Below are 24,384 nucleotides of genomic sequence, written 5' to 3' on the forward strand. Positions count from 1 at the left end.
CAGCGGCTTCGTGTGGCTGTGCGCGTCTGCTCAGCCGTTCAGGTTTTTGCCTCAACTTGCCACTGATCGGCCTGTTCCTCGGCTTCGGCGATTTGTGCTTCGCTCATGCGCTGCGCTACATAACTGCGATACAGTGCGGCATCATCATAATCTTTTGCCAGCGTCAGCCACTTGTAGGCTTCCACTAAGTTAACCGGCACGCCTTTACCATGCCAATACATCAGACCGAGCTGATACTGAGCGCTGGTGTCATCCTGTTCGGCCGCATGTTCGAACAAGCTCTGTGCCTTGGCATAATTGAGTGGCACGCCGTTACCGGTAACATACAACACGCCCAAACTGTACTGCGCATCGGCATAACCCTGATCGGCCGCGCGTTGAAACCATTTCACTGCCGTTTTGTAATCTGACACCACGCCTTTGCCTTTGGCATACATACGTGCCAAATTTACTTCGCCGCGCACATTATCCTGTGCCGCCGCCTGCTCGAACAGCGCCAGCGCCTTGGTCTCGTCGCTCGCCAAGCCTTCACCCTTGAGATACATCAAGCCCAAACTGACTTGGGCTTCCGCGTCGCCATCCTTGGCGGCTACCGCAAAACTCTCCGCTGCCGCAGGAAAATCTGCTTGATCATATAACGCCGTGCCCTCGTCAACATCATCGGCATGGGCGAAATGGAAACTAGTGGCACCGACAGCAAGCAATGAAAGCAATAGCAAGGGTGCAGCAGTACGAGATAGCATGATATTGCCCCAAGGTAATGTCGTTAATAATTGGCATTGTAGTGCTTTGTTTTTACGCTTCCAAGTAAATTTAAAATTTGTTTGCAATTATTTGCGGGTGGACTCGGCGTTTCAGATCAGCCAGCCGTGTCGGTGCTGACTAAATCCCAGTTATCTTCGTCTTCATAGCGTATCAGCCAGTTCACCGCCTGATGCCAAGCGTGCACTGCCTGCGCGTCCAAGCGGCCTGGCACCGCTCGTGCGGTGATCTGCGCATGCCGTACCGCCCAGTGCAGCCGGTATAACAAATCAGCCCAATCCAGCAAGACCGACTTGGTGCGCAGCTTGATGTCACACTGGGCCAGCGTCGCGCCGTCGAGCGCGATAGCCGAAGCCAAGTCGGCTGCGACATGTTTTCCATCCGGCATGCCTATGTGTGGCTGCACACCGGCCGCCCACAGCAGAAAGCGCAAAGCCTCATCATTGCCGGAGGGTGCAGCGCGCAGCAGTTCCAAAGCGATCAGCCGCTGCCTGACTTCGGCGCTACTGCGCAAAACAATTTCATCTTCACTTTCAATCAGCGGCAATTGCAGATTAATACGTATCCCGCGCTTATGCAGAGCCAGTTCAGATAATTCTTTGCGCAGTTCGGGAGATTTCATTGCAAGCAGCCATAAGAAAAAAGGTCAACGATTGTACCAGTTAGCGCGCCGCACCTGAGTCAAAATGCTTGTGAGTCGCTGCTGCGCTTCCTTAACACCGTATCTATTGATAAACGCAGCTATGTGCAGTACGCTATCACTATACTGACTGATCGAGAATAGCATGCGCCAATCAATGACTATCAGGCTAGATAAGGAAATTCTAGAGGGGGCGAGGGTTTTTGCCGCGAAGGATAAGCGCACCCTTACTAACTATATTGAAGCCTTAATCCGCAAGGACATTCAAGCGAACCAGAAATACGCTGAGCAAGAAATTACTTGTCTTAATAATAACCTGCCAATAACTGTTTTTATCGCTGAGCCGTTGACTGAACGTATGATTATTGATGCGGATGAAGACGATACACCAGAGGAGATTGCTCAACGCCAAAGGAACATAGACATTTTGACTGGATGGAATGGTTCATAAATAATGACAAAACCAATTTTGCCAATTGGGTCATTTGTTTGGTGCCGATTTCCTTTCCGTGAAAATCATCGCATGCCCGGTCCGAACGATCATCCGCACCTTGTCTATGTGGCTGAGTCGAGTCAAAACAATCAAGTTCTGACTGTCTATACCACATCGGTAGCTTGGAACCCGGGTACTCCAGTGGCGTTCGGTGTAATTGTTGTACCGCCAGATTTAGCCGCTACAATGCAACAAAAGCCTTTTTGTCTTGACACTCGTCGCGTCGCCGTACTGCCAGTTACGGAGGATTGGTTCCCCTCTCTTGGGACCGAGTCGCGCGGAATTATCAGTCGCGCAAACAAAGCATTTCGAACAGAGGTCAATCGAGTGTTTACAGAAGTTATCAGTCGTCACCGAGAAATTGTTGAACTCTATGGACCGGAAGCTGCTGATCTTTCTGAAAAAAGCCGTTAGACCACACCGCCAAGACTTGGGCGATGTACCAGTTCGACCGCCGCACCTGAGTCAAAATGCTTGTGAGTCGCTGCTGCGTTGAGCTTGCTTACCGCGCCGTATCAACCACACCAGCGCGCACACCAATATAACCGGGAATAAAACCGTCAATAACAAAGGGGCAAGCGCAAACAATAACATCAGCAGCAGCGCGCCGAACAACAGCGTCAGTAGCAAAGACATACCGGCCAGCACTAAACCGGTACACACGGCGGCGGCCAATAATGCCAGCCCCATGGCTGACATCGCCAGCAAAGACATGCCGAAGCCGGCTACGCCGCCGATTTGCTGGTCGTTGATCACGATGCTCGTATTTTGGTCAAAACACAAAGTCAGACCGACCACAAGCAAGCAGAAGAGAGCAACAAAGAGAATGGTGCGGGGTACAATTTTCATGATAAGGCTCCGGTTATGGGGATCAAGGACTGCTGATGACTCATCTTAAAAGACAGGTGCAGCGCGCACCAGCGGCTTGCGACCAACTGCAAAATTATCAGTATGAAAGGCATTTTTGGCCGATAGCGGTGTTGCTTAGCTACAAATCAAGGCAAAGCCGATTTTTTAATGGTATAACACTTTCACTGCTACGCAAATTTACCGACTAATTCAGGAATTGACTGATGAAAAAATACGGCTTGTCTACCCTCTGTTTTACACTGCTTGCGTCAATTTGTCCGCTCAGTATGGCGGCGCTCGATTTGCCGCTCGTGAGCGCGGCAAAAAGTCAACAAAGCCGCTTTGTCAAAGACTTGGAAAGCTTGGTCAATCTCGACTCGGGTACCGATGATGCCAAGGGCTTGAACAAGGTTGCTGCCTTTCTGGCCGATAAACTGAAAGCCATCGGTGCTGAAGTCAGTATTGTTGATGCGCCTCCGGCGGCTGGCAAACTGGTGCTTGGTAGCTTGCACGGCAGTGGCACAAAAAACATCTTGCTGATGATTCATTATGATACCGTGTTCGGCATCGGCGAAGCGGCTAAGCGGCCATTTTCTATCGTCGACAACCGGGCTTTTGGTCCGGGCGTAGCGGATGCCAAAGGCGGCGCGCTGTTGATCTTGTATGCCTTGGAAATTGAACGCCAACGCGGCTTTTCCGGCTATAAAACCTTGACCGTGCTGTTTAACCCGGACGAAGAAAAAAGCTCACTCGGGTCGCGCGTCGCGATTCAAAAAATCTCGGCCGATCAGGATTACGTCTTGGTCTATGAACCGCCCGAGTCCGACCAAGTCACCGTCGCCACCAATGGCATCGCCTATGTACACTTAGATGTCAAAGGCCTGGCCTCGCATGCTGGTTCGGCGCCGGAAAAAGGGCGTAATGCCGTGGTCGAATTGTCCCATCAGATCATGCAGTTGACCGAGCTGGGTAATGCCAAAAAAGGCACCACCGTGAACTGGACGGTACTGCAGACTGGTGAGCGCGTCAATATTATTCCTGATAAGGCCAGCGCGATTGCCGATATGCGCATGTCTGAACTGAGCGAACTCAATCGGGTTCAGCAAGATGCCAATCGTCTGATTCAAACTAAATTCATCCCTGATACCAGCGTTACCGTTAAGGTCGAAAATCGCCGTCCGCCTTTCAGTAAAAACCCGGCCAGCGATAAATTGGCGGCATTAAGCAATGATATTTATCAAGAACTCGGCAAACATATTCAACCGGTTTCCATGCGTTATGGAACCGATGCCGGCTTCGCCTACCATCCCGGCAGTGACAAGCCCGTGGTCTTGGATGGCATGGGTATTGTCGGTGACCGCATCCATTCTTCCGAAGAGTGGGCTGATCTCAATAGCGTCGAGCCGCGCCTGTATTTGACTGTGCGTTTGCTCGAAACGCTGAGTAAATAGAGTAGGGAAGCGGCGCGCTTGAGCGCGCCGCTGCGGCGCTTGACGTCGCCTCAGTCGGCCAAAAAGTCTGCTGCTGAGAAACCCGACAGCACGCGCCGCGGTGTGATATCCATGCCAACGCCACGATAGCCGATGAAGCGCGCCGCTTGGTCAAACACCGGTTCGCCGCTGACTTGCATCGTTTGGATATCGCCATCGGGCTGGGTGCGATGACAAATGAAATCGAGAAACGGCTGACGGTTCGCTATATTCTGCAGTAATTGCGCGTGTTCGGCGGTATTCCATCCTGCGCCACCGCCCTCGAGACCCAGAATCTCCACTGCAGTACCCGACAAGCTGGTGAATTGCCCATGCTTATCCTGCTCCCAGTACCAATCGGATGAGAGTTCAGTAAAACTTTTGAAGCGGGCCTCGCTGATACGTAATTCTTCAGTCCGTTCGGCCACCGCTTGCTCGAGCAATTGCTTATGATTTTCCAAGCGGCGATACAGCAGACGCACTTCCAACATATTATGTATGCGTGTTTGCACCTCGATGACATCAAAAGGTTTGCTGACAAAATCGCGTGCCCCAGCTTGCAGTGCGCGTAATTTGTGATCAGGTTGCGCCGTGATCACCAATACCGGCAGGTAACTGCTGTGGTCGATTTGGCGTAATTCATCCATCACTTCGAAGCCATCCATCAGCGGCATTTGCAGATCGAGCAAAATCAAATCAAACTGTTGTTCCGCGTGCAGCGCACAGACGCTGCGCGGATCCATCGTGCTGGCGATGTTGGTGTAGCCGCGCGCGCGCAGCATTTGCTCAAGTAGTAAGACATTGGCATGCTGATCATCGACAATCAAGATGCGGGCATGGAGAATAGTAGTAGCGTCAAGCATGAATTTCTTTCTCTGCAGATCAGATCAATGGAATGAAGTGTCTAAACATTTCACGGCGCATCGTGCGGCGCGCCCTCGCGTGGGTGGAGTGCGGCATGTTGTAATGCAAGCTCGAGTGCATCCATGAATTCATGGACCTTGATAGGCTTGGTCAGGTAGCGGAAAAATCCGGCATCCAGCCCTTTGGCGATGTCGCGCGGTACCGCATTGGCTGATAAGGCCATTACCGGAATATGCGCAGTAGCCGGATCATTTTGTAAAATTTTCAGGGCCCCATAGCCACTCAAACCGGGCAAATTGATATCCATCAGTATCACAGCCGGTTGCAGCGAGCGCGCCAGCTGTAAGCCTATGTCGGCATCAATTGCCGTCAGTAATTTCAAATCCCGGCGGCGTAGCAGCAGCTGTTTGATCAAGGCCATATTGGCCGGATTATCTTCCACATACAACAGGCTGCGTTGTGCTGCCGAGGTGTCGCTGCTCAGCGCTACCGCCGTATCGGCGTCCGGTAGCGCATGATCGTACATCAAGGTCGGCGCATCGGAGGCGAGTAACTCAAACCAAAAGCTGCAGCCGGAACCGAGCGTGCTTTCCACCCCCATGCTGCCGCCCATCAGTTCGACCAGTTGACGCGTCACCACCAAACCGATGCCGGTGCCTTCTTCGGTGCCGGCTTCGCGGCCAAGTCGATTGAAGGGCTGGAATAGTCGGCTCAGTTGTTTCGGACTCAGACCGCTGCCGGTATCCTGCACCGTCACGCGGATACGTTTTTCGGCCGTCGTTTGACATTGAATGATCACGGCACCATTCTCGCGGTTGTACTTGATGGCATTCGAGAGCAGATTAATCAATACTTGTTTCACGCGCGTGCGATCGGCATATACGTAAAACACCCGGTCGGCACCAGGAAAAGTCATCTGAATTCGTCGCTGATCGGCCTGTGGTTCCATCATCGCGCGACAATCTTCAAATACCTCGCTCATCGACATCGATTCCTGTGACAAAGAAACCTTGCCCGACTCGATCAGTGCCAAATCAAGAATTTCATTTATCAGGCGCAGTAAATACCAACCCGATTGCAAAATCTGATCGATGGAAATTTTCTGTGTCGGCGTCGGCACCGGCTCGCCTGACTCGATCAATTGGGCAAACCCGAGGATGGCATTGAGCGGCGTGCGCAACTCATGGCTCATACTCGAGAGGAACTCCGATTTGGCGCGGTTCGCCTTTTCGGCCGCGGCCTTGGCGAGCTCAAGCTCGACATTGTTTTCTTGCAGCGTATGTTCAAATTGTTTGCGCTCGGTCACGTCACGGGCAGCGGCAAATACCCCTTGCAAACGTTGCTCACGATCGTGAAACGTCGTGGCATTATAAGAAACCACCGTTTGTCGGCCATCCTTGTGGTAAGCCGTCAGTTCATAGTTCGTCACCTTTCCTTCATCCAGCGCTCTGGTGATCGCCGCTTCGGCGCGGGCTTGGTCAGTGAAATAATTTTTGAACGGTTCGCCGATCAATTCGTCGCGCGTGCAGCCGGTCAGCGCTTCCATCTGTTGATTGACATCGCTGATGATACCGAGTGGGTCGGTAGTCATGATGGCATCGATATTCGATTCGATCAGCGAGCGCGTATAAAACTGCTGGTCGCGCAAACGTTGATCGAGCAAGGCTTGCGCTGCTTCGACCCGCTTGCGTGCGGTATTGTCGGTGCCGATCAGCAGATAGCCGATCACCCGTTCCGCCTCATCCCGCAATGCCGTCACTGAAACGATGGCAGGAAAGCGGCTGCCGTCACTACGAATATATGTCAGCTCGTAAATATCTTCAATTTCGCGCGAAGCCTTGAATACCAAGGCTGCAAAACCGGGTGTGATACTGGTATGAAATTCCAGACTCAGCGCAGCGGCGCGGGCGATCACTTCAGCTTCATCGGAAATACTCGAAGGGGTAATTCGATTGATCATATCGGCGGCTTGGTAGCCGAGCATATGTTCGGCACCGACATTGAAAATTTGAATCACGCCCTGTGCATCGGTGGCAATGACAGAAAAATTGGCGCTGTTAAAAATCGCATTTTGCAATGCCTCCGCTTTCAGCAGCGGCGAGCGATTGGGCTGCACGGCGCGGTTTCGCAAACGGAAAAACACCGCTGAAAGCACGAGCACGACGACGCTCATCAAGAGTATTGCCGCGCTGGCCGCGAGTGGGAATGTAAGCATAGTCGATCATCACCTGATTATTACAAACAGTGAAGCGCTTCAGCGCTGGCGCACATCTGATAATAGACGCGCAAACTCTTTTTTTACTACGCCGTAGCATTCGCAAACTTTTTCTTCCAAGCCGTGCCGATCAATGACCGTGATATGGCCGCGGCGATAACTGATATAGCCGAGTTGCTGTAATTTTCCAGCCGCTTCGGTCACGCCTTCGCGCCTTACTCCTAATGTATTGGCAATCAATTCCTGAGTAATCGTCAATTCATTATTCGATACGCGATCGAGCGTCAACAATAACCAGCGGCACAATTGTTGTTCCACGCAATGATGGCGGTTGCACACCGAAGTCTGCGACATTTGCGTGAGTAAGGCCTGGGTGTAACGCAGCAGCAAACGCATCACCAGATCGGCGCGGTGAAACTCATCGAGCAGCAATTGCGAGCGCAAGCGATAGGCATAACCGCCGGTTTGCACCACCGCACGGCTCGGGGTACTGTCACCACCCATGAACAAGGAAATGCCGAGCACGCCTTCATTCCCGACTCCGGCGATTTCGGATGAGCCGCCGTCTTCCAGCAAGTAATGGAGCGAAACAATGGCCGTGGTCGGAAAATACACATGCTGCAGTTTTTCGCCCGATTCGTACAACACATCGCCAACCAACAAGGCGATCAATTCCAAGTGTGGTGACAGACGATCGTATTCCGCTTCCAGTAAGGCAGCCAGCAAATGGTTCTGATTCGGATCAGGGACAGTGGGCATGATATAGCCAAGTTTCGGGCGGAACAAAAAAGGCGTTGCGCGCTGTAGACGCGAACGGACTACTACACGGTAACACACTGTGCTCGATAGTCTCGACAATCTTGTGAGGATCGGCAGCCTGCTGCAGTTGATTTGTAATTGTACGAATGTATGTGCGTCAGCGAACAGAAGCAGAGCAGGCGATCCGTCATGATGGCGACGTCGCAGTGGCAAGACTGAGCATGACCAGCACACTGCGCCGCATAAAACCAAGATGCTTTTCGATTCAACCCAGCTAAGGATTTCAAAATGAAAAAAACTCAATTCACCGGTACCCTGATCGCTGCACTGATGTTGACATCAATCGGTGCCTGTTCCGCTACGCCTAACAGTGATGGCAAGGTGGCAGCACCTGTAGTCGGCGCTGCCGATCGTTCGGCCTCGCCTGGTCCCGCAACACCTGCTCCTGCGATGCCTGGCAGTGAAAGCAGTGGCACCGCCCCGATGGCTGGCGCCGCCGATCGCTCGGCGATGCCTGCCGGCGAAAGTACTGGCCAGTATGTCGACGACACTGCCATCACGGCCGGCGTCAAGGCAGCGATACTCAATGACGCCACACTCAAGGTTACTGAAATCAAGGTAGAGACCATGAAAGGTACCGTGCAATTGAGCGGCATCGTCGGCTCCGAAGAAAATATCATCACTGCCGTCCAATTGGCACGCCGTGTCAAAGGTGTTGTCGCCGTAAATAATACGATGCGCCTGAAATAAATCGCAGCGCTTTCCCATCTGTTTCAGGAGTCAGGTCATGAACAGTATTACCATCCTCATTCGGTATGTCGTCGTGCTCGGCCTGCTGCTTAGCATAGCAGCTTGCGCCGGCATGTCGCGACGCGATGAACGCACTGCCATCGGCGCTACTGCCGGTGCTGTAGTCGGTGCCGTGCTGACCGGTGGCAGTCCGGTTGGCACAGTCGGCGGCGCTGCCGTCGGCGGTGTGATTGGCAATCAGATTCGTTCGAAATAGCGCGATGATGTCTGACACCCGTCAGGCAGAAAACATCTTTTGAAACAGGAAAACATGATGCTCTATACGATCGCAGTCGTATTAATCGTTCTCTGGTTGCTCGGTCTCGTGACGTCGTATACCATCGGCGGTTTCATACATATTTTGCTCGTCATTGCCGTGATCATGGTATTACTGCGCTTGATAAGTGGCACCTCCCTGTAGACTTCGGATCGCGCGGATTGAAGCGCAGTATGATTGGTACCGGCCAATTTCACTGCGCTTTCATCCGTGCCTTTCTTTGCGGTAGATCTTGTGCGTCGTTCCCCGGTTGCCAGTCTTCATAACATCCTATACCATCGGTGGCTTCATACATATTTGCTCGTCATCGCCGTGCTACCGGTATTGTCGCGTTTGAGACGCGCTGCCTCCGGGTAGAATTGGGACAGCGGCATAGAAAGTCAGCTCGATGAAAATCGCCGTCATTTCCGATATCCATGGCAATCTGGCCGCGCTCGATGCGGTACTGGCTGACATCGACCGCCAACAAGTCGATCTGACCGTTAATCTCGGTGACATCCTTTCTGGCGCATTGCAACCGTGTGCAACTGCCGATCGTCTGATGGCACGTAATTTCCCTACCATCCGCGGTAATCATGAGCGCCAAATTCTCGAGGGCGAGACCACCCGACTCGGTGCTTCCGACCTGTATGCTCGGGCGACACTGCGCGCCGACCAATTGGCCTGGCTGGCATCCTTACCTCTCACCTTGCAATTTGATCGTGTGCTCATGGTGCACGGCACACCGAGCAGCGATCTGACTTATTTTCTGGAAACCGTCACCAGCAGCGGCTGTCGTGCCGCCACCCAAGAAGAAATTTTGGCCCGTGCCGGTGTCGATGATGTCAGCCTGATATTGTGCGGCCATACGCATGTGCCGCGGGTCGTGCGCCTCGATGATGGCCGCTTGATCGTCAATCCCGGCAGCGTCGGCTTGCCAGCCTACCGCGATATCCGGCCTTATCCACATCGTATTGAAAATGGCGCACCCCATGCGCGTTATGCAGTGGTCGACGATGGCAGTGGTACTTGGCAAGCCGAACTGCTGGCCGTTAGCTACGACTGGGAGGCCGCTGCCGCCTTGGCTCTGGCACATGGACGAGCTGACTGGGTCGCGCCCTTGACCCGTGGATTTTGCGAACCCTGCAATGCGCCACAACAGCCAGCCCCGTAGAACTGTTTTTTTACATCGCTAACTATGAACGCCTATACCGAAACTCTGCGACAGACTGTAATCCAAAGCTTAGCCTATATGTATCAGCAACAACAGGAGCAGCAAATGGCACACAGCGCCGCGCAATCTGTGCTTTACGCGGCGCAGGATGCCTCCGGAAGTGCGCGTGACAAGCTCGCTGCCACGGCAGCAGAACTGTGCAATTGGCAGCCTCTTCATGAGCATGTAGAGAGCATGGCCAATCAGTTGGCGCAGTCACAGAGTGGCGTAAGCATGGCCGCGTCGCTGATCGCCGCCGCCGTACCGGATGCGGCTGCCGTTGCTGCAGATGTTCAGGCATCATCAGAAGCGATCACGTTGCTGGCCTCAGATTTGGGTACCATCCTCAGTATCGCTACGGCGTCGCTATCTGAAACTGCGGTCTACACGCACAGCGCGCAGGCCAATAGCCTCATGAATGAGGTCGCAAACCAAGCGCATACGCTGAGCAATCAGGCGATGCATGCTGCTGCCAGTACGGCAGAAATCGTGGCAGCGGCATGCTTGGTGATGACCGTGTCTGCCAAGTCGACCATCGACACGATACTCGATGCCACACAAGCTGCATTGAACGAATTGAACATCGCATATGCATCGGACCAGCAAGCAGTCCATGATGCGACCGCGCCGGAGCGCCAAGCGCAAGCGAATCTTAAGCAAGCCGATGGCAGCCTGAGTGCCATTGAACTCACATACCGAAATGCGCGTCGACAATTGGATCGCGGCGTGCATGTCGAGCTGATTTCAGAGCGTAAAATTACCATCGAATTCTCCTCTTGGCTTAGTCCTGGTTCTGCTTTTACCACAACAGCTATATCGAAGATCGTCATTCCTGACGCCGATCCACATGATTATTTAATTCTGCTGCCACAAGAGGAGTCCGTTAATTTTACGCTTACTCAAGCGACGCAATTGCTTTTGCAATCCAGCGATGCCGGCAGCACTGAAAGCGGATTGTTAAAGCTGATTTCGAGCGAGCATGCCGGAATACGGAAGGCTACTGTGCTGCTAACGGTGGATGCTTTAGCTCGTCCCATCATTCCCGGTCAGCCTTACGTAGCCTTGGTGCTGACCAGTTTGGCGCTCGCATATCAACAATACCTCAATCAATTTTTACCCTTGCTGTCGGCACCGAGTCGGCCATTTATACCGGCGTGCCCTTCACTCAGTGTCGAGATCGCCAATCAAGTAAAACAAGCGACTTTCCAAGTAGCACAAAACCAAGCAATACTGAGCGTACTGAATGCGAAGTTGCAGCAAGCGCAAGAGTTGTTGAATGAGGCGGACCAGCAGCAGTCGAAACACTTGAAACTCAGGGACAGTGTCAAAGGCGCGATCACACCCTTACAACAAGTGGCGACGACGCTGGCGTTAGTGACACAACAAACCAAGCAAGCCAATACAGAAATCAGCAAGCTCGCGGCCGACTTGTCGGACCTGGTGAAGAAACTGATTTTCTCGATCGCATTCACCGACAAGCTGGCACAAACCGTTAATCAACAGAAGCAAATGAATCCCTTGCTTCCCGATATCTTGCTTGCTCGGTTCGCCAAAGCCAGCACCGATGCCGCTCCAGCCATCGCACTGACGTTAATCGCACTGCAAACGACTTATGCAGCGCAAGTAAATTTGCAGCAAGCGCACAGCTTCAGCGAGCTGGAAAACGGACACGTAACACAGCTCGTCAGCCGAGCGCAAAACAGTCGCGGTATTGTCGCCTTGTCGCAGCAAGCTTATGCCCACGCCTCTCACCAGTATCAACTGGCTCTCAATGATGTCACTATCGTGACAACACAGCTGACGGCAGCGCAGACCGCGTTCGATTCTTCCATGGTGGAATTGAGTTCCTATTCGGCTGCTTTATTGGCAATTGAGGCGATAAGCCAGACCGGATGAGTATTTTAACGGCTATTTATTCAGCATCACTACCTGAACCGGCAGATACGTTGTTCCCGCGCGCTTTCGGCGGATCATCAAAAATCTGACTAGGGTTGGAAATCCCGGCCTTCAGAGGTTGTCGCAAAAAGGGTTTTCAGTTGGTATCATTACCCTAACTGGTGGCCACGTCATTCCCGCGCGCTTTTGGCGGGAACCCAGCGGCGTTCGCGGTTAACTGAAAATGCCAGATATGATCGTGTTTTCAGCGCTGAAAACGACACTGGGTTCCCGCCAAAAGCATGCGGGAATGACGAGGTATGCGGTGTTTCAGATATAAAAAGCGTCCATCAGGCTTTTGCGACAGCCTCTGAGGGCCGGGATTTCCAAACCTAGTCAGATTTTTGATGATACAGGGCGAAACAGATTGGTTCGCGCAGAGACGCAAGGAGAGGCAAACACCCCACAAACAAAAGCCCCGCAGAGACTTTCAGGGTCTGTGCGGGGCGTTCTGAAACTATTCTTGGCGGAGAAACGGGGATTCGCCCATACCGGGTAGGCTATGAACCTGTGCGCCAATCCTTGGGAAAGTCGCATGAATAAAGGACTTGCATCTTCTTCCATGCGCTATTGAATCAACATTTGAAGGCTTGTAAGTGCTTGATTTGATTGGCTTGACGATCGCTTATTAGCGCAAGTTTTTTTAATAATTGTGTGCTTAGTCATTGTTTGTAAAGAGCTGTTATTGGTGCTATTATTGGTGCTATTATTGGTGCTTTAAATGACTCGATTGGTAGTGTATGACACATCTTATACTAGCCGAAACATCAGCAAGTGTTTCAGAACTCAAGAAAAACCCCATGGGCACGGTTGCTGCCGGTGATGGTTTTCCGGTGGCTATTCTTAATCGGAATGAACCAGCTTTTTATTGCGTGCCGGCGAAAGCCTATGAAGCATTAATGGACAAGCTTGAAGACTTGGAGCTAAACGCCATTGCTGATGCTCGTGAGGGTCAATCTATCGTTAAAGTCACGCTCGATGACCTTTGAACTTGGTTTTCTAGAGGATGCACTAAAAGAGTGGCGCAAACTCGATAGCAGCACACGAGAGCAGTTTAAAGCAAAGTTAACCGAACGCCTGGCAAATCCTCGTATGCCGTCCGCTAAACTAAGCGGTCACAAAGATCGATATAAAATTAAATTGCGGAGTGTTGGCTATAGGCTTGTTTATGAAGTACGTGATAGTGAACTCATTGTGATTGTGGTCGCGGTCGGCAAACGAGAGCGAAATGCGGTCTATCAGGCTGCTGCAAGACGATAGTTGAAGACAGAGCATTGCAATTTACTGATGCAGGATCTCGTCAATGTTGTTGAAGGCGCAATCGGTTCGAATAGCGCAAAAAATAAGGCTCTCACGTGGAGAGCCTTATAAATACTGGCGGAGAAACGGGGATTCGCCCACACCGGCGCGGGCCGCTGGCGCGCTGGTAAGCGCGCCCCTTCGAATCCCCGGCGGGAGCCAAACTCTTGGCTCCCTTTTCTCCGAACAAAAAAATACCCGCTAAAGCGGGTATTTTTATATTCTTGGCGGAGAAACGGGGATTCGCCCACACTGGCGCGGGCCGCTGGCGCGCTGGTAAGCGCGCCCCTTCGAATCCCCGGCGGGAGCCAAACTCTTGGCTCCCTTTTCTCCGAACAAAAAAATACCCGCTAAAGCGGGTATTTTTATATTCTTGGCGGAGAAACGGGGATTCGAACCCCGGGTAGGCTATGAACCTACGCACGCTTTCCAGGCGTGTGACTTAAACCACTCATCCATCTCTCCTTTTTCATAACCGCATTACTGCAACGGCGACGAAGCTCGCTATTCTAGCAAATTATTCGCGCTGAGGGAAGTGTTTGCGTTGCTGCCAGTGAAATCATGCGCCCAACCATGGTAAGTCGTGCGCGCACCAGCCACCGATGGTTTTTCTATGGCCGGCAGCATCTTTGTCACCCTCAAAGCCCTGCAGAATATCAAAACAAGCGCTGTAACCATGTTCGTGAGCTAATTTCGCCGCATGGCGCGAACGAACGCCGGAGCGGCATAGGAATAACAGCACGGTGTCGCGTTGCGCGCTAATTGCTTGTAATTGCTGCATGAAATCAGGATTTGGCATACCGCCTGGATATAAGGACCACTGCACCGAAAAATGCTGCGTCGGCTCGATGTCTACCCGTCCTACCCAATCACGTTCGGCGGCGGTACGTACGTCAATCAGCAAGATGCGCGGATCTTCGCGCAAAACGCTCCAAGCGTCGGCTGGAGTGAGGGCGCCGGCATAGGGCAGGGCTTGTTGCAAGCCCTCGGTGCGGGCTAATTGTATTCGTAAGGCTTCAGACATGGGATCTTCCTTTCAAAGCAAAAAATAGAACAAGACTGAAAAATTATGCCTGAAACGGCGCAGTGTTAGATTGAGCGGGCAGTTCCGGTGCTGGTCGACCAAATAAATACCCCTGAAAAGCATGGCAATCCTGACTTTGCAAGAATGCGCGTTGTGCTTCGGTTTCGACCCCCTCGGCAATCACCGCCAAGCCCAGGCTCTTGCCCAAGCCGATGATAGTACGCGTAATGGCTGCATCATTCGGGTCAAGCAAGATATCGCGCACGAAAGACTGGTCTATCTTCAATTGATCGAGCGGCAAACGTTTCAGATAACTGAGTGAAGAATAGCCGGTACCAAAATCGTCGAGCGAAAAACACACTCCGTGCGATTTCAACTGATTCATCTTCTGTATCGTCTCTTCTATATTTTCTACCAATAAACTTTCTGTCAATTCGAGTTTCAGCTTGCAAGCGGAGATCGCAGTCTGCTGTATCGTCGTCAGCACGATCGCGACAAAATCGGCTTGCCGGAACTGGCGCGCGCTGACATTGACCGCCATCGTCAGCTCAGCGGTGGCCGGATCATTCTCCCACAGCCGCAATTTTTTACATGCCGCCTGCAACACCCAAGTACCAAGCGGGATGATCAAGCCCGATTCTTCCGCTAAGGGAATGAAATCGGCCGGTGCAATCATGCCCTTGTGCGGATGCTGCCAGCGTACCAGTGCTTCAGCACCGATGGTATGGCCGGCGCTATTAACTTGCGGTTGATAATACAAAATAAATTGGTTCTCACTCAAACCGCAACGCATATCCGCTTCCATGGTCGCGCGCGCCGTCACCATGCTGAGCATGTGCGGATCGAAGAAGCGCACATGACTGCCATCTTCGGCTTTGGCTTGATACATCGCCACTTCTACTTGCTTGAGTAATTCCTCAGCCGAGCTACTGTCGCCGTTGAATAATTGTATTCCTATGCTGGCGCTGGTGTGATAGTCATGCCCATCAATCCAGTAGGGCAGTTTTAATTGTTCGAGTATATTGGTGGCGTTGGTTTTGGCCATGATTGCGGTCGGCCCGATTTGATCGCTGAGGTTTTCCAGAATCAAGGCGAACTCATCGCCACCGATGCGCGCCAGCGTATCACCCTTGCTGATGTTTTGCGCCAGTCGTAGAGCAACCTGCTGCAGCAGTAGGTCGCCGGTAGCATGACCGTGAATATCGTTTATCGTCTTGAAATTATCGAGATCGAGAAACAAGACCGCGCCATGTCGCAGATTGCGTGAATTGCTGGCCAAACCATGCTGTAAACGATCGAGCAATAGGCGTCGATTGGCCAGGCCAGTTAATGGATCATGATAGGCCAGATGTTCAAGCTTGGCTTCGGTCGCTTTGCGCTGGGTAATATCTTGCATCGCCGCGACGTAATGAATCGGCTTGCCATCCTTGGCTTTGACTGCCGTAATCGTCAGCCACTCCGGATAAATTTCACCGTTTTTACGGCGGTTCCAGATTTCTCCCTGCCAGTAACCGTATTCGTCCAGCTGTGTCGACATGTCTTGGTAGTAACTGCTGCCATGCATTCCCGACTTCAATAAGCGCGTGCTCTGGCCCAGCGCTTCCTCGCGTGAGTAACCGGTCATGCGCGAAAACGCCTGGTTGACGCGTAAGATAGTACGATGTTCGTCGGTAATCACCATACCCTCTTGGCCTTCGAAGGCAATGGCGGCAATTTGCAAATCGGCTTCGATACGCTTACGTTCTGTCATATCTTGCAATACACCGATGCGCCGCACGATGAGACCATCACGACCCCTGTCCAGCTCTACTTGCGACAAGACCCAGCGAATTTCACCATCAATCAGCAGTCTGTATTCCACCTCATAGCGTTCGCCCGCCAAACTTTCTTGCCACAGCTGCAGGATGCGTTCGCGGTCCAGTGGGTGAATTTGATCGATCACCAAATCGCGGTTTATCCGTGTGCCGGCGGTGATACCCCAGATGCGACGGGCTTCGTCCGAACATTCCATGTCCAAACTGCCGGCGTAATTGATCCAGCTACCGGTACGCGAAATCATTTGCGCCCGGCACAGATCGGATTCGCGCAGCGCCAGCTCGGCGGTGCGGTCGGTAATCGTTTTTTCCATGCGGCGCTGCTGTATGCGCGCCTCTAACACCAGTCTTACCAAGGCCGCCAGCAGCAAGGCGAACAACAGTGCCGCGCCGATTTGCCCAGCCTGTACCCATCCCTCAGCCTTGCTGCCGGCACTCATCACATCCAAGGTCCAGATACTGTTCGGCAGGTTCAAGGTTTGCCGCGCAATATACTGTGCTTGGTAGGCTTTGCTTTGATCGATTATCTGAGGCAGGCCGGTGCCGGGATTATTGCGCCACAATTGATATTCATGACCACGCGCAGCGAGCGCAGCCAGTCCGGTTTTTTTCAACAATTCAGGCACTGAAATCACCACCGTTACCAGGCCCCAGAATTTTCTCTCGCCATGTTCGAGGTTCAAAAACACTGGTAAGCGTCCGACCACACCGACATCGCCGCGTGACAGCGTGAACGGGCCGGCCAGGCTCAATTGACCGGTATTTTTTGCCAGTTGGGCTTCTGCTCCACGTAGCGGATCGGTCAACAGGTTAATGCCCAAGCCGATCGTGCGCCAAGCGCTCGGTACGACTTCGCGCGTAATGCCATCGGGTGCCAGATAAAATGCCAAAATATCGGGTTGATAAACCAAGATCCGGCTGGCGAAGCTCTCGAAATTCGTCACCATACCATGTTGTTCATGCACCAGCGCCGCGACCGCATAGGTGGCCGACAGGGCTTGCATGATCTTATGTTCCAGTGCGCGCGCCTGCAGGGTGGCCAATTCATTGGTGCTTGCCAGCGCTTCGTTCTGTCGTGCTTGGTTTAATTGCTCGATCAGGTGCAGACCAACTGCCGATGCGCCGCAAAAAACCAGTGCGGCGCAAAACAGCGGGTTGGTGACAAACTGACGAAAGAATCGCGGCATGATAAGAGTAGGGAAAGCGAAATGATGAAAGTCACACGAACTTAATCCACGTTTTTTATGGTTCTATTTGCAATAAAACCGCATGGCAGTGTATCTTTGAGGGCAATGCAGAACAGTGTCTCAACGATAGCTAACAGCTAAATGCGAGTCAATCTCATTATTACCCTATTCAGACAGTAGCTGATGTGGATCAATGAACACATAAAAATTAATTTTAATATAATTATGTATCTTTGGGGAAACTTAGATGTCCAATTCGAGGATGGGCTATCGATTTATTGGTGCGCACCAAAAAAAGGAGTTTTTCCAGATAAAATTTGTTTTCGCACCAAATAAATGCGCAAAGAGCAAAGTTGCACTATCTTGGTGCTCTGCTGTGGTGCTTGCCAATATGCAGTGGTGCAATCATCCTTGCATGAAACAGTATGCAAAACAAGGATTTAGCAAAAACTGTATTTGTTTATGCGCAGACCGGAAGGTGGCATAGTTTCTGCTATCATCCTTAATTGAGTTCAGCCCTCAGATCCATGCCGGTGCTGCAGCGCAGGTTTTCTCCTGCGCGCTTGCGGTACCGTGATGCCAGAGGCCGGGCTCGGCTTTTTTTCCTATCAGGTGCGTAGTTTATTGCGCCTACCTTGGTATGACTTATTTCCGAATTTATTTTTAGCGCTACTTGAGGAGTTTCACATGGCAATGACAGCCGCAGAAGTCTTGAAAATGGCGAAAGACAACGAAGTAAAATTCGTTGATTTTCGCTTTGCTGATACACGAGGCAAAGAACAGCACGTAACTGTTCCAGTTTCTCAGTTCGATATGGATAAATTCGAATCCGGTCACGCATTCGACGGTTCCTCCATCGCTGGCTGGAAAGGCATTGAAGCTTCCGATATGTTGTTGATGCCGGATCCGAATACCGCCAACATCGATCCATTCATGGAAGAAACCACATTGTTCATGCAATGTGACGTGATCGAGCCATCCGATGGCAAAGGTTACGACCGTGATCCACGTTCCATCGCCAAACGCGCTGAAGCGTATTTGAAATCCTCCGGTATCGGTGACACTGCTTACTTCGGTCCAGAACCAGAATTCTTCATTTTCGACGGCGTCCGTTGGAAAGTCGATATGTCTGGCTGTTTCGTCAAGATTGATTCCAATGAAGCATCGTGGAGCAGTGGCGAAAAAATCGAAGGCGGCAACACCGGTCATCGTCCGGTGGTCAAAGGCGGTTACTTCCCAGTTCCACCAGTCGACAGCTTCCAAGACATGCGTTCGGAAATGTGCCTGATCCTCGAATCGCTCGGCATCCCTGTCGAAGTGCATCACCATGAAGTCGCTGGTGCCGGTCAAAATGAAATCGGTACTAAATTTTCGACCCTGGTAGAACGCGCCGACTGGACACAAAATCTGAAATATGTAGTCTGGAATGTCGCTCACACCTATGGTAAAACAGCGACGTTCATGCCTAAGCCTATCGTTGGCGACAACGGTTCGGGTATGCATGTGCATCAATCGATCTGGAAAGACGGTAAAAATCTGTTCGCTGGCGACGGCTATGCCGGTCTGTCCGACTTCGCACTGTATTACATCGGCGGCATCATCAAGCATGCCAAAGCACTCAATGCGATCACCAATCCAGGTACCAACTCGTACAAACGTTTGGTTCCAGGCTATGAAGCACCGGTTAAATTGGCTTACTCGGCACGTAACCGTTCGGCTTCCATCCGTATTCCTTACGTTGCCAACCCTAAAGGTCGTCGCGTCGAAGCGCGCTTCCCAGATCCACTGGCTAACCCATACCTGTGCTTCTCCGCACTGATGATGGCGGGTCTTGACGGTGTTCAAAACAAGATCCATCCAGGCGAAGCTGCCACGAAAGATCTTTACCATTTGCCACCAGAAGAAGACGCCTTGATCCCGACCGTGTGTTCTTCCCTCGAAGAAGCGCTCGAATCGCTCAACAATGACCGCGAATTCTTGACGCGTGGTGGTGTTTTCAGCGACAGCATGATCGATGCTTACATCGAATTGAAAATGCAAGACGTACAACGCATGCGCATGACAACCCATCCGGTTGAATTCGACATGTACTACTCTCTGTAAGAGTAGGAAATTAAAAAAAGCGGGGGCAACCCCGCTTTTTTTACGTCTACACACCCCGGCAATTGTTACCGCTGGTAAGCTTGAATTGTGTGCGGACGCCGCTTGACATACACTAGCAGTCTGTTTCTGACTATTGATTGAATATGAAGCGATTATTGACCGGCATTATTGTTTTGCTCACCATGGAAGGCATCGCACATGCGCAGACCGAAGTGTTTCTGTGCGTAGACGATACGGGTAAGAAAGAATATAAAAACACCGGTACCACTAAAGGCTGTCGTCGTATCGATCTGCCTGGCATTACCGTCGTGCCGGCACCGCCGCCAATTAAAAAGAGTCAGGCCAAATCGGCTTCCAGCCCGGCTGACTTCCCTAAAGTGGATGAAGGCACGCAAAAAGCCCGCGACTCAGACCGTAAACAGATACTGCAAGACGAGCTTAAAGCTGAACAGCTCAAGCTGACAGGGCTCAAAAAAGACTACAACAATGGCGAACCCGAGCGTCTCGGCAGTGAACGTAACTTCGCCAAATACCAAGAACGCACCATTATGATGAAAGATAATGTCAGTCGCACCGAAAAGAACGTCGAAGCGCTGCAGCGTGAATTGAATAATTTAAAATAGTACTGAGGTAGTAAGGAAATACCAGTCCCGCGCGCATAGCCATGCGCTGTTAGTGGGCATGATGTTTGCGTAAGGTCGCTGTATGCGGCCTTTTTTCATAGGCGGTTCCTTTTTTTTTGTGATGACATTGAAAAATCTTGATTCCTCCTTCAGTGGTCTCGACCTGCTGACCTCCGCCGTCCTCGTGCTCAATGCCGAAGGCGGAATAGTCTTTGCCAACGCCGCTGCCGAAAGCTTGCTCGACAGCTCGCTCAAAGCCCTGAGCCAACAAAAATTGACTGACTTATTCCCCAATTGTGAAGAGTTCTTGCAAGTGTTTCAGCAAGCTCGTGAACACCAATTTGCCGATAAACGCCAAGATCTGACGCTCGAGCGTCCCGGTCGCGATGCCTTACACGTGCACAGCATCGTCACCGCGCTCGACAGCGAAGAAGTGCCAGTACTCATAGAGTTACGCGAAAATGTACAGCAATTGAAGCTTGATCGTGAAGAACGCATGCTCGATCAAAGCAAGGCCAATAAAGAATTGATCCGTAATCTCGCGCATGAAATCAAAAACCCACTCGGTGGCATACGCGGTGCGGCGCAATTGTTGGAAATGGAATTGCCTGAGCGGCAGCTCAAAGAGTTACGCGAATATACCCAAGTCATCATCAAAGAAGCCGATCGCCTGCAAACCTTGGTCGACCGTTTGTTGGCACCGCACCGGCGCCCGCACATCGTTGGTGATGTCAATATCCATGAAGTATGCGAGCGGGTGCGCAGCTTGATCGTGGCAGAATTCCCGCAGGGCCTGAGAATCGAACGCGATTACGACTTATCGATTCCGGAATTTCGCGGCGATAAAGAGCAATTGATCCAATCCGTACTCAATATCGCCCACAATGCGGCGCAAGCCTTGGCTGAGCGTATCCGCGACGGCGACGCCACGCTCACCTTCAAGACGCGCGTGCTGCGCCAGATCACGCTGGCCAAGGTGCGTTACAGGCTGGCATTAGACTTGCATATCATTGATAACGGACCTGGAATTCCGCCTGAGATTCGCAACCGCATTTTTTATCCTTTAGTTTCGGGGCGCGATGGTGGCAGTGGACTGGGCCTCACTTTGGCGCAGACCTTTGTTGACCAGCATATGGGTGTGATCGAATGCGAAAGCCGGCCCGGCTTGACCGATTTCAGAATCCTGATCCCGCTGCCTTAAAAGAAGCGTGGGAAAGTGGAGGGTGCCACAAGCGCCGTCATTGAATGAATGATGTAAAAACAGAAGATAAGACACTATGAAACCAATCTGGATAGTCGACGACGATGATTCAATACGCTGGGTAATTGAAAAAGCCTTGGCGCGTGAAAACCTCGTCACCAAAAGCTTTACCAATGCACGCGACGCCATGAATGCCTTGCAAACCGATACGCCGCAAGTCTTGGTTTCCGATATACGCATGCATGGTGCTTCCGGTTTGGAATTGCTACAGACCGTCAAAGCCAAGCATCCTGGCCTGCCGGTCATCATCATGACCGCATTTTCCGATCTCGATTCGGCAGTTGCTGCATTTCAGGGCGGTGCCTTCGAATACTTGGCCAAACCCTTTGATCTCGATAAAGCGGTCGAACTGATACGGCGTGCGCTCGATGAAAGCTTGCGCGAATCGAGTGTCGAGCAAACCATTTCCGAAACCCCCGAAATACTCGGTCAGGCCCCGGCGATGCAGGATGTGTTTCGCGCCATCGGCCGCTTGTCGCAATCGAATGTCACCGTACTCATCACCGGCGAATCCGGCAGTGGTAAAGAATTGGTTGCCCGTGCCCTGCATAAGCACAGTCCGCGCACGGCACAACCGTTCATCGCGCTGAATACCGCGGCGATTCCGAAAGACTTGCTCGAATCCGAACTGTTCGGTCACGAGCGTGGTGCCTTTACCGGTGCCCAGACCACCCGACGTGGCCGCTTTGAGCAAGCCGAAGGCGGTACTCTGTTTCTCGATGAAATCGGCGATATGCCGTTTGACTTACAAACCCGCTTACTGCGCGTGCTGTCGGACGGACACTTCTACCGCGTCGGCGGTCACCAGCCGATGAAAGCCAATGTCCGTGTCATCGCGGCCACCCACCAAAACCTCGAATCGCGTGTGCGCGAAGGCTTGTTCCGCGAAGATTTGTATCACCGTCTCAATGTCATTCGCCTGCGTTTGCCCAGCTTGCGTGAGCGGCGCGAAGATATTCCTTTACTGGCGAAATTTTTCCTGGCGCAAAGTGCCAAGCAACTCGGTGTCGATGCCAAGCGCCTGTCGGAATCGGCCCTGCAGTTTTTGGCCGGGCTGGATTTTCCCGGCAATGTCAGGCAGCTCGAAAACCTGTGTAACTGGATTACCGTCATGGCACCCGGTCAAACCGTCGAAATTCTCGATTTACCGCCCGACTTGCTGCCGGTGGCCGTGTCCGGCAACGCTTACGCCGAAATCAGAAGCAGCGTTGGCGCGCCTGAGCAGGTGCTGGCACCAGCCCAAGCCGTGCAAAGCAAGCTGCCAGCTGCCGCTAACTGGCTCGCGCTCTTAGAAGAAACCGCCAGTGCCATGTTGGTTGATGGACAAGCCGATGTCATTGTCCAACTGGAGCGCAGTTTCGAAGCTGTCGTGATCAAGGCGGCGCTGAAATTCACGCATGGCCGTAAAAATGATGCGGCGATCCGTCTGGGAATCGGGCGCAATACCATCACGAGAAAAATTCAAGAGCTGGGTATAGACGGCGTCAAAGACGATTGAACGTATCATCAAAAATCTGACTAGGGCTTGAAACCCCGGCCTTCAGAGGCTGTCGCAAAAGGGTATTGAGTCGGTATCATTACCCCAACTGGTGGCCACGTCATTCCTGCGCGCTTTTGGCAGGAACCCAGCGGCGTTCGTGCTTAACTGAAAATGCCAGAAATGATGATGTTTTCAGTGTTAAAAACGACACTGGGTTCCCGCCAAAAGCATGCGGGAAAGACGCGGTATGCGGTGTTTTAGGTGTAAATAGCGTCTGCCAGGCTTTTGCGACGATCCATTTAGTTGTTGAACCAGCCAACTGTGCGGAGCTTGCGCTCCGCACAGTTGCGTATAAATCAAATTTTAACGATTTTTTGCAGAAAAAAGCTGGCGCGTAGTCGTAACAGAGTATCATCATTAACAGCAGGTATGCCTGTGATTCCGGAGCAGCTTGGCGCCGGATGTGCTTCTATCATATCCATTTTTGCTGTCCCCTTCCTATCGGAGATGCTTCCCATGAAGATAGATACTTTGTTTCAGCAGCAAAATGCTTTGCCATCGATACCCAAAGTGGTTCAAGAAGTCATTGATAGCTTTAATAATGACAGCGTCTCGATTGACGAAGTCGCACGTAAGCTCTCGGCCGATTTAGTCTTGAGCGCCAAACTGCTGCGACTGGCAAACTCCTCCTATTATCACGCTTCACGCAGTATCGGCACGGTCGATGATGCGGTGCTCATGCTCGGTTTTATGACCGTACGCACGCTGGTCATCAGCAGCGGTTTAACTGGTGGTTTTAAATCCATGCCCGGGGTCGATTTGAAACGGTTCTGGCGTTACAGCTTATACACTGCGGTCGTCTCCAAATGGCTGGCCAAACAAGTGCGCGGCAATTCAGATTTTGCCTTTACCGTTGGTCTGATGCATGCGATTGGCCAACTCGTCATGCATGCCGGAATGCCGGAGCAGATGCTGCAGATAGATAAAATCGCCGGGCCGCTCGATGCCCGCCGCAGTGATGTGGAAAAAACTTCCTTCGGATACGATTTCTACGATGTCGGTGCCGAGCTGGCCAAGCGCTGGCGTTTTCCGGAAGCGTTTTCGGTTGCCATCGAAGCCTGCGCCGAACCTTTGCAGCATGCCAGTCTGGATATTCCCGCTGCCATCGTCCATTTGGCAGCTTGGCGTGCCCGTGCCGAAGAAAGTGCTTACACCCCGGAAGAATGCGCCGCAACCTTTCCGACCGAAGTCGCGCAAAAAATAGGTATCAAACCTGAATTGATGCTGGAACAGATGCCTCCCTTGAGTGAACTCAGCGCCGGTTTGGAAGACTTGCTTAACTGAGACTG

Annotated in this window: 24 protein-coding genes and 1 tRNA gene; 15 read left to right on the forward strand and 10 right to left on the reverse strand. The window is 52.1% G+C overall.

Annotated features, from left to right (window positions below; all coding sequences use genetic code 11):
• Nucleotides 1-38: 38 nt before the first annotated feature.
• Nucleotides 39-743, reverse strand: a complete 705-nt coding sequence (locus RHM61_RS11805) for a tetratricopeptide repeat protein (RefSeq protein ID WP_322247510.1) — start codon at nt 741-743, stop codon at nt 39-41.
• 116 nt (nt 744-859) lie between these two features.
• On the reverse strand, nt 860-1,384 hold the full coding sequence (locus RHM61_RS11810; protein WP_322247511.1) for a DUF4272 domain-containing protein: 525 nt from the start codon (nt 1,382-1,384) through the stop codon (nt 860-862).
• A 163-nt stretch (nt 1,385-1,547) separates the two neighbouring features.
• Between RHM61_RS11810 and RHM61_RS11815 the strand changes: the two genes are divergently transcribed.
• Together RHM61_RS11815 and RHM61_RS11820 are read left to right on the forward strand one after the other, a co-directional pair.
• On the forward strand, nt 1,548-1,853 hold the full coding sequence (locus RHM61_RS11815) for a hypothetical protein (protein ID WP_322247512.1): 306 nt from the start codon (nt 1,548-1,550) through the stop codon (nt 1,851-1,853).
• Between the two features lie 3 nt (nt 1,854-1,856).
• Nucleotides 1,857-2,309 (forward strand): hypothetical protein, encoded by a 453-nt coding sequence (locus tag RHM61_RS11820; protein ID WP_322247513.1) that lies wholly within the window; start codon nt 1,857-1,859, stop codon nt 2,307-2,309.
• Nucleotides 2,310-2,360: 51 nt separating this feature from the next.
• Here RHM61_RS11820 and RHM61_RS11825 read toward each other — a convergent pair whose 3' ends face one another.
• Nucleotides 2,361-2,744, reverse strand: a complete 384-nt coding sequence (locus RHM61_RS11825) for a hypothetical protein (protein ID WP_322247514.1) — start codon at nt 2,742-2,744, stop codon at nt 2,361-2,363.
• 224 nt (nt 2,745-2,968) lie between these two features.
• Here RHM61_RS11825 and RHM61_RS11830 point away from each other — a divergent pair, with 224 nt between their 5' ends.
• Nucleotides 2,969-4,195, forward strand: coding sequence for a glutamate carboxypeptidase (locus RHM61_RS11830; protein WP_322247515.1), 1,227 nt, complete (start codon nt 2,969-2,971; stop codon nt 4,193-4,195).
• Between the two features lie 50 nt (nt 4,196-4,245).
• On the opposite strand, the gene RHM61_RS11835 is transcribed toward RHM61_RS11830, so the two are convergent.
• From RHM61_RS11835 to RHM61_RS11845, 3 genes are read right to left on the reverse strand one after another with little or no spacing between them, the layout of a single operon-like run.
• Complete coding sequence (locus RHM61_RS11835; RefSeq protein WP_322247516.1) at nt 4,246-5,076, reverse strand: response regulator; 831 nt, start codon at nt 5,074-5,076, stop codon at nt 4,246-4,248.
• A 50-nt stretch (nt 5,077-5,126) separates the two neighbouring features.
• Nucleotides 5,127-7,292 carry a PAS domain S-box protein gene (locus RHM61_RS11840; RefSeq protein WP_322247517.1) on the reverse strand — a complete coding sequence of 722 codons (2,166 nt, stop codon included), beginning with the start codon at nt 7,290-7,292 and terminating at the stop codon, nt 5,127-5,129.
• A gap of 39 nt (nt 7,293-7,331) precedes the next feature.
• On the reverse strand, nt 7,332-8,051 hold the full coding sequence (locus RHM61_RS11845; RefSeq protein WP_322247518.1) for a Crp/Fnr family transcriptional regulator: 720 nt from the start codon (nt 8,049-8,051) through the stop codon (nt 7,332-7,334).
• Nucleotides 8,052-8,339: 288 nt separating this feature from the next.
• On the opposite strand from RHM61_RS11845, the gene RHM61_RS11850 reads away from it, so the two are divergent.
• From RHM61_RS11850 to RHM61_RS11880, 7 genes are all read left to right on the forward strand, one after another.
• A complete protein-coding gene (locus RHM61_RS11850) occupies nt 8,340-8,801 on the forward strand; it encodes a BON domain-containing protein (protein WP_322247519.1) in 462 nt (153 codons plus the stop codon).
• A gap of 37 nt (nt 8,802-8,838) precedes the next feature.
• Nucleotides 8,839-9,057: a glycine zipper 2TM domain-containing protein gene (locus RHM61_RS11855; RefSeq protein ID WP_322247520.1), complete on the forward strand. Its 219-nt coding sequence runs from the start codon at nt 8,839-8,841 to the stop codon at nt 9,055-9,057.
• A 57-nt stretch (nt 9,058-9,114) separates the two neighbouring features.
• On the forward strand, nt 9,115-9,261 hold the full coding sequence (locus RHM61_RS11860; RefSeq protein ID WP_322247521.1) for a lmo0937 family membrane protein: 147 nt from the start codon (nt 9,115-9,117) through the stop codon (nt 9,259-9,261).
• 244 nt (nt 9,262-9,505) lie between these two features.
• Complete coding sequence (locus tag RHM61_RS11865) at nt 9,506-10,270, forward strand: metallophosphoesterase family protein (protein ID WP_322247522.1); 765 nt, start codon at nt 9,506-9,508, stop codon at nt 10,268-10,270.
• Between the two features lie 24 nt (nt 10,271-10,294).
• Nucleotides 10,295-12,205, forward strand: coding sequence for a hypothetical protein (locus tag RHM61_RS11870; protein ID WP_322247523.1), 1,911 nt, complete (start codon nt 10,295-10,297; stop codon nt 12,203-12,205).
• A gap of 779 nt (nt 12,206-12,984) precedes the next feature.
• On the forward strand, nt 12,985-13,233 hold the full coding sequence (locus RHM61_RS11875) for a type II toxin-antitoxin system Phd/YefM family antitoxin (RefSeq protein ID WP_322247524.1): 249 nt from the start codon (nt 12,985-12,987) through the stop codon (nt 13,231-13,233).
• Entirely contained in the window at nt 13,223-13,504 is a 282-nt protein-coding gene (locus tag RHM61_RS11880) for a type II toxin-antitoxin system RelE/ParE family toxin (RefSeq protein WP_322247525.1), read from the forward strand. Before RHM61_RS11875 ends, RHM61_RS11880 begins: the two co-directional genes overlap by 11 nt.
• A gap of 413 nt (nt 13,505-13,917) precedes the next feature.
• Here RHM61_RS11880 and RHM61_RS11885 read toward each other — a convergent pair.
• The 3 genes from RHM61_RS11885 to RHM61_RS11895 form a co-directional block, all read right to left on the reverse strand.
• Nucleotides 13,918-14,008 (reverse strand) — tRNA-Ser (locus tag RHM61_RS11885).
• A 94-nt stretch (nt 14,009-14,102) separates the two neighbouring features.
• On the reverse strand, nt 14,103-14,567 hold the full coding sequence (locus tag RHM61_RS11890) for a rhodanese-like domain-containing protein (RefSeq protein ID WP_322247526.1): 465 nt from the start codon (nt 14,565-14,567) through the stop codon (nt 14,103-14,105).
• 43 nt (nt 14,568-14,610) lie between these two features.
• Entirely contained in the window at nt 14,611-17,568 is a 2,958-nt protein-coding gene (locus RHM61_RS11895) for an EAL domain-containing protein (RefSeq protein WP_322247527.1), read from the reverse strand.
• A 687-nt stretch (nt 17,569-18,255) separates the two neighbouring features.
• Here RHM61_RS11895 and glnA point away from each other — a divergent pair.
• The 4 genes from glnA (at nt 18,256) to ntrC (ending at nt 23,053) form a co-directional block, all read left to right on the forward strand.
• The gene (gene glnA, locus RHM61_RS11900) at nt 18,256-19,671 is read left to right on the forward strand and encodes a type I glutamate--ammonia ligase (RefSeq protein ID WP_322247528.1); all 1,416 of its coding nucleotides are present in this window, start codon (nt 18,256-18,258) and stop codon (nt 19,669-19,671) included.
• A 143-nt stretch (nt 19,672-19,814) separates the two neighbouring features.
• The gene (locus tag RHM61_RS11905; protein ID WP_322247529.1) at nt 19,815-20,294 is read left to right on the forward strand and encodes a DUF4124 domain-containing protein; all 480 of its coding nucleotides are present in this window, start codon (nt 19,815-19,817) and stop codon (nt 20,292-20,294) included.
• A 121-nt stretch (nt 20,295-20,415) separates the two neighbouring features.
• Entirely contained in the window at nt 20,416-21,495 is a 1,080-nt protein-coding gene (glnL, locus tag RHM61_RS11910; protein WP_322247530.1) for a nitrogen regulation protein NR(II), read from the forward strand.
• A gap of 76 nt (nt 21,496-21,571) precedes the next feature.
• Nucleotides 21,572-23,053, forward strand: coding sequence for a nitrogen regulation protein NR(I) (gene ntrC, locus RHM61_RS11915; protein WP_322247531.1), 1,482 nt, complete (start codon nt 21,572-21,574; stop codon nt 23,051-23,053).
• A 100-nt stretch (nt 23,054-23,153) separates the two neighbouring features.
• Here ntrC and RHM61_RS11920 read toward each other — a convergent pair whose 3' ends face one another.
• Nucleotides 23,154-23,453 carry a hypothetical protein gene (locus tag RHM61_RS11920; protein ID WP_322247532.1) on the reverse strand — a complete coding sequence of 100 codons (300 nt, stop codon included), beginning with the start codon at nt 23,451-23,453 and terminating at the stop codon, nt 23,154-23,156.
• 98 nt (nt 23,454-23,551) lie between these two features.
• Between RHM61_RS11920 and RHM61_RS11925 the strand changes: the two genes are divergently transcribed.
• Complete coding sequence (locus tag RHM61_RS11925; protein WP_322247533.1) at nt 23,552-24,379, forward strand: HDOD domain-containing protein; 828 nt, start codon at nt 23,552-23,554, stop codon at nt 24,377-24,379.
• The last annotated feature ends 5 nt before the right edge of the window (nt 24,380-24,384 follow it).

Source organism: Undibacterium sp. CCC3.4, from assembly GCF_034347425.1.
Lineage (GTDB): Bacteria > Pseudomonadota > Gammaproteobacteria > Burkholderiales > Burkholderiaceae_D > Undibacterium.

Coding starts and splice junctions, on each gene's coding strand:
- RHM61_RS11805 (WP_322247510.1), bottom strand. CDS start 743: ATGCTATCTCGTACTGCTGCACCCTTGCTATTGCTTTCATTGCTTGCT.
- RHM61_RS11810 (WP_322247511.1), bottom strand. CDS start 1,384: ATGAAATCTCCCGAACTGCGCAAAGAATTATCTGAACTGGCTCTGCAT.
- RHM61_RS11815 (WP_322247512.1), top strand. CDS start 1,548: ATGCGCCAATCAATGACTATCAGGCTAGATAAGGAAATTCTAGAGGGG.
- RHM61_RS11820 (WP_322247513.1), top strand. CDS start 1,857: ATGACAAAACCAATTTTGCCAATTGGGTCATTTGTTTGGTGCCGATTT.
- RHM61_RS11825 (WP_322247514.1), bottom strand. CDS start 2,744: ATGAAAATTGTACCCCGCACCATTCTCTTTGTTGCTCTCTTCTGCTTG.
- RHM61_RS11830 (WP_322247515.1), top strand. CDS start 2,969: ATGAAAAAATACGGCTTGTCTACCCTCTGTTTTACACTGCTTGCGTCA.
- RHM61_RS11835 (WP_322247516.1), bottom strand. CDS start 5,076: ATGCTTGACGCTACTACTATTCTCCATGCCCGCATCTTGATTGTCGAT.
- RHM61_RS11840 (WP_322247517.1), bottom strand. CDS start 7,292: ATGCTTACATTCCCACTCGCGGCCAGCGCGGCAATACTCTTGATGAGC.
- RHM61_RS11845 (WP_322247518.1), bottom strand. CDS start 8,051: ATGCCCACTGTCCCTGATCCGAATCAGAACCATTTGCTGGCTGCCTTA.
- RHM61_RS11850 (WP_322247519.1), top strand. CDS start 8,340: ATGAAAAAAACTCAATTCACCGGTACCCTGATCGCTGCACTGATGTTG.
- RHM61_RS11855 (WP_322247520.1), top strand. CDS start 8,839: ATGAACAGTATTACCATCCTCATTCGGTATGTCGTCGTGCTCGGCCTG.
- RHM61_RS11860 (WP_322247521.1), top strand. CDS start 9,115: ATGCTCTATACGATCGCAGTCGTATTAATCGTTCTCTGGTTGCTCGGT.
- RHM61_RS11865 (WP_322247522.1), top strand. CDS start 9,506: ATGAAAATCGCCGTCATTTCCGATATCCATGGCAATCTGGCCGCGCTC.
- RHM61_RS11870 (WP_322247523.1), top strand. CDS start 10,295: ATGAACGCCTATACCGAAACTCTGCGACAGACTGTAATCCAAAGCTTA.
- RHM61_RS11875 (WP_322247524.1), top strand. CDS start 12,985: ATGACACATCTTATACTAGCCGAAACATCAGCAAGTGTTTCAGAACTC.
- RHM61_RS11880 (WP_322247525.1), top strand. CDS start 13,223: ATGACCTTTGAACTTGGTTTTCTAGAGGATGCACTAAAAGAGTGGCGC.
- RHM61_RS11890 (WP_322247526.1), bottom strand. CDS start 14,567: ATGTCTGAAGCCTTACGAATACAATTAGCCCGCACCGAGGGCTTGCAA.
- RHM61_RS11895 (WP_322247527.1), bottom strand. CDS start 17,568: ATGCCGCGATTCTTTCGTCAGTTTGTCACCAACCCGCTGTTTTGCGCC.
- glnA (WP_322247528.1), top strand. CDS start 18,256: ATGGCAATGACAGCCGCAGAAGTCTTGAAAATGGCGAAAGACAACGAA.
- RHM61_RS11905 (WP_322247529.1), top strand. CDS start 19,815: ATGAAGCGATTATTGACCGGCATTATTGTTTTGCTCACCATGGAAGGC.
- glnL (WP_322247530.1), top strand. CDS start 20,416: ATGACATTGAAAAATCTTGATTCCTCCTTCAGTGGTCTCGACCTGCTG.
- ntrC (WP_322247531.1), top strand. CDS start 21,572: ATGAAACCAATCTGGATAGTCGACGACGATGATTCAATACGCTGGGTA.
- RHM61_RS11920 (WP_322247532.1), bottom strand. CDS start 23,453: ATGATGATACTCTGTTACGACTACGCGCCAGCTTTTTTCTGCAAAAAA.
- RHM61_RS11925 (WP_322247533.1), top strand. CDS start 23,552: ATGAAGATAGATACTTTGTTTCAGCAGCAAAATGCTTTGCCATCGATA.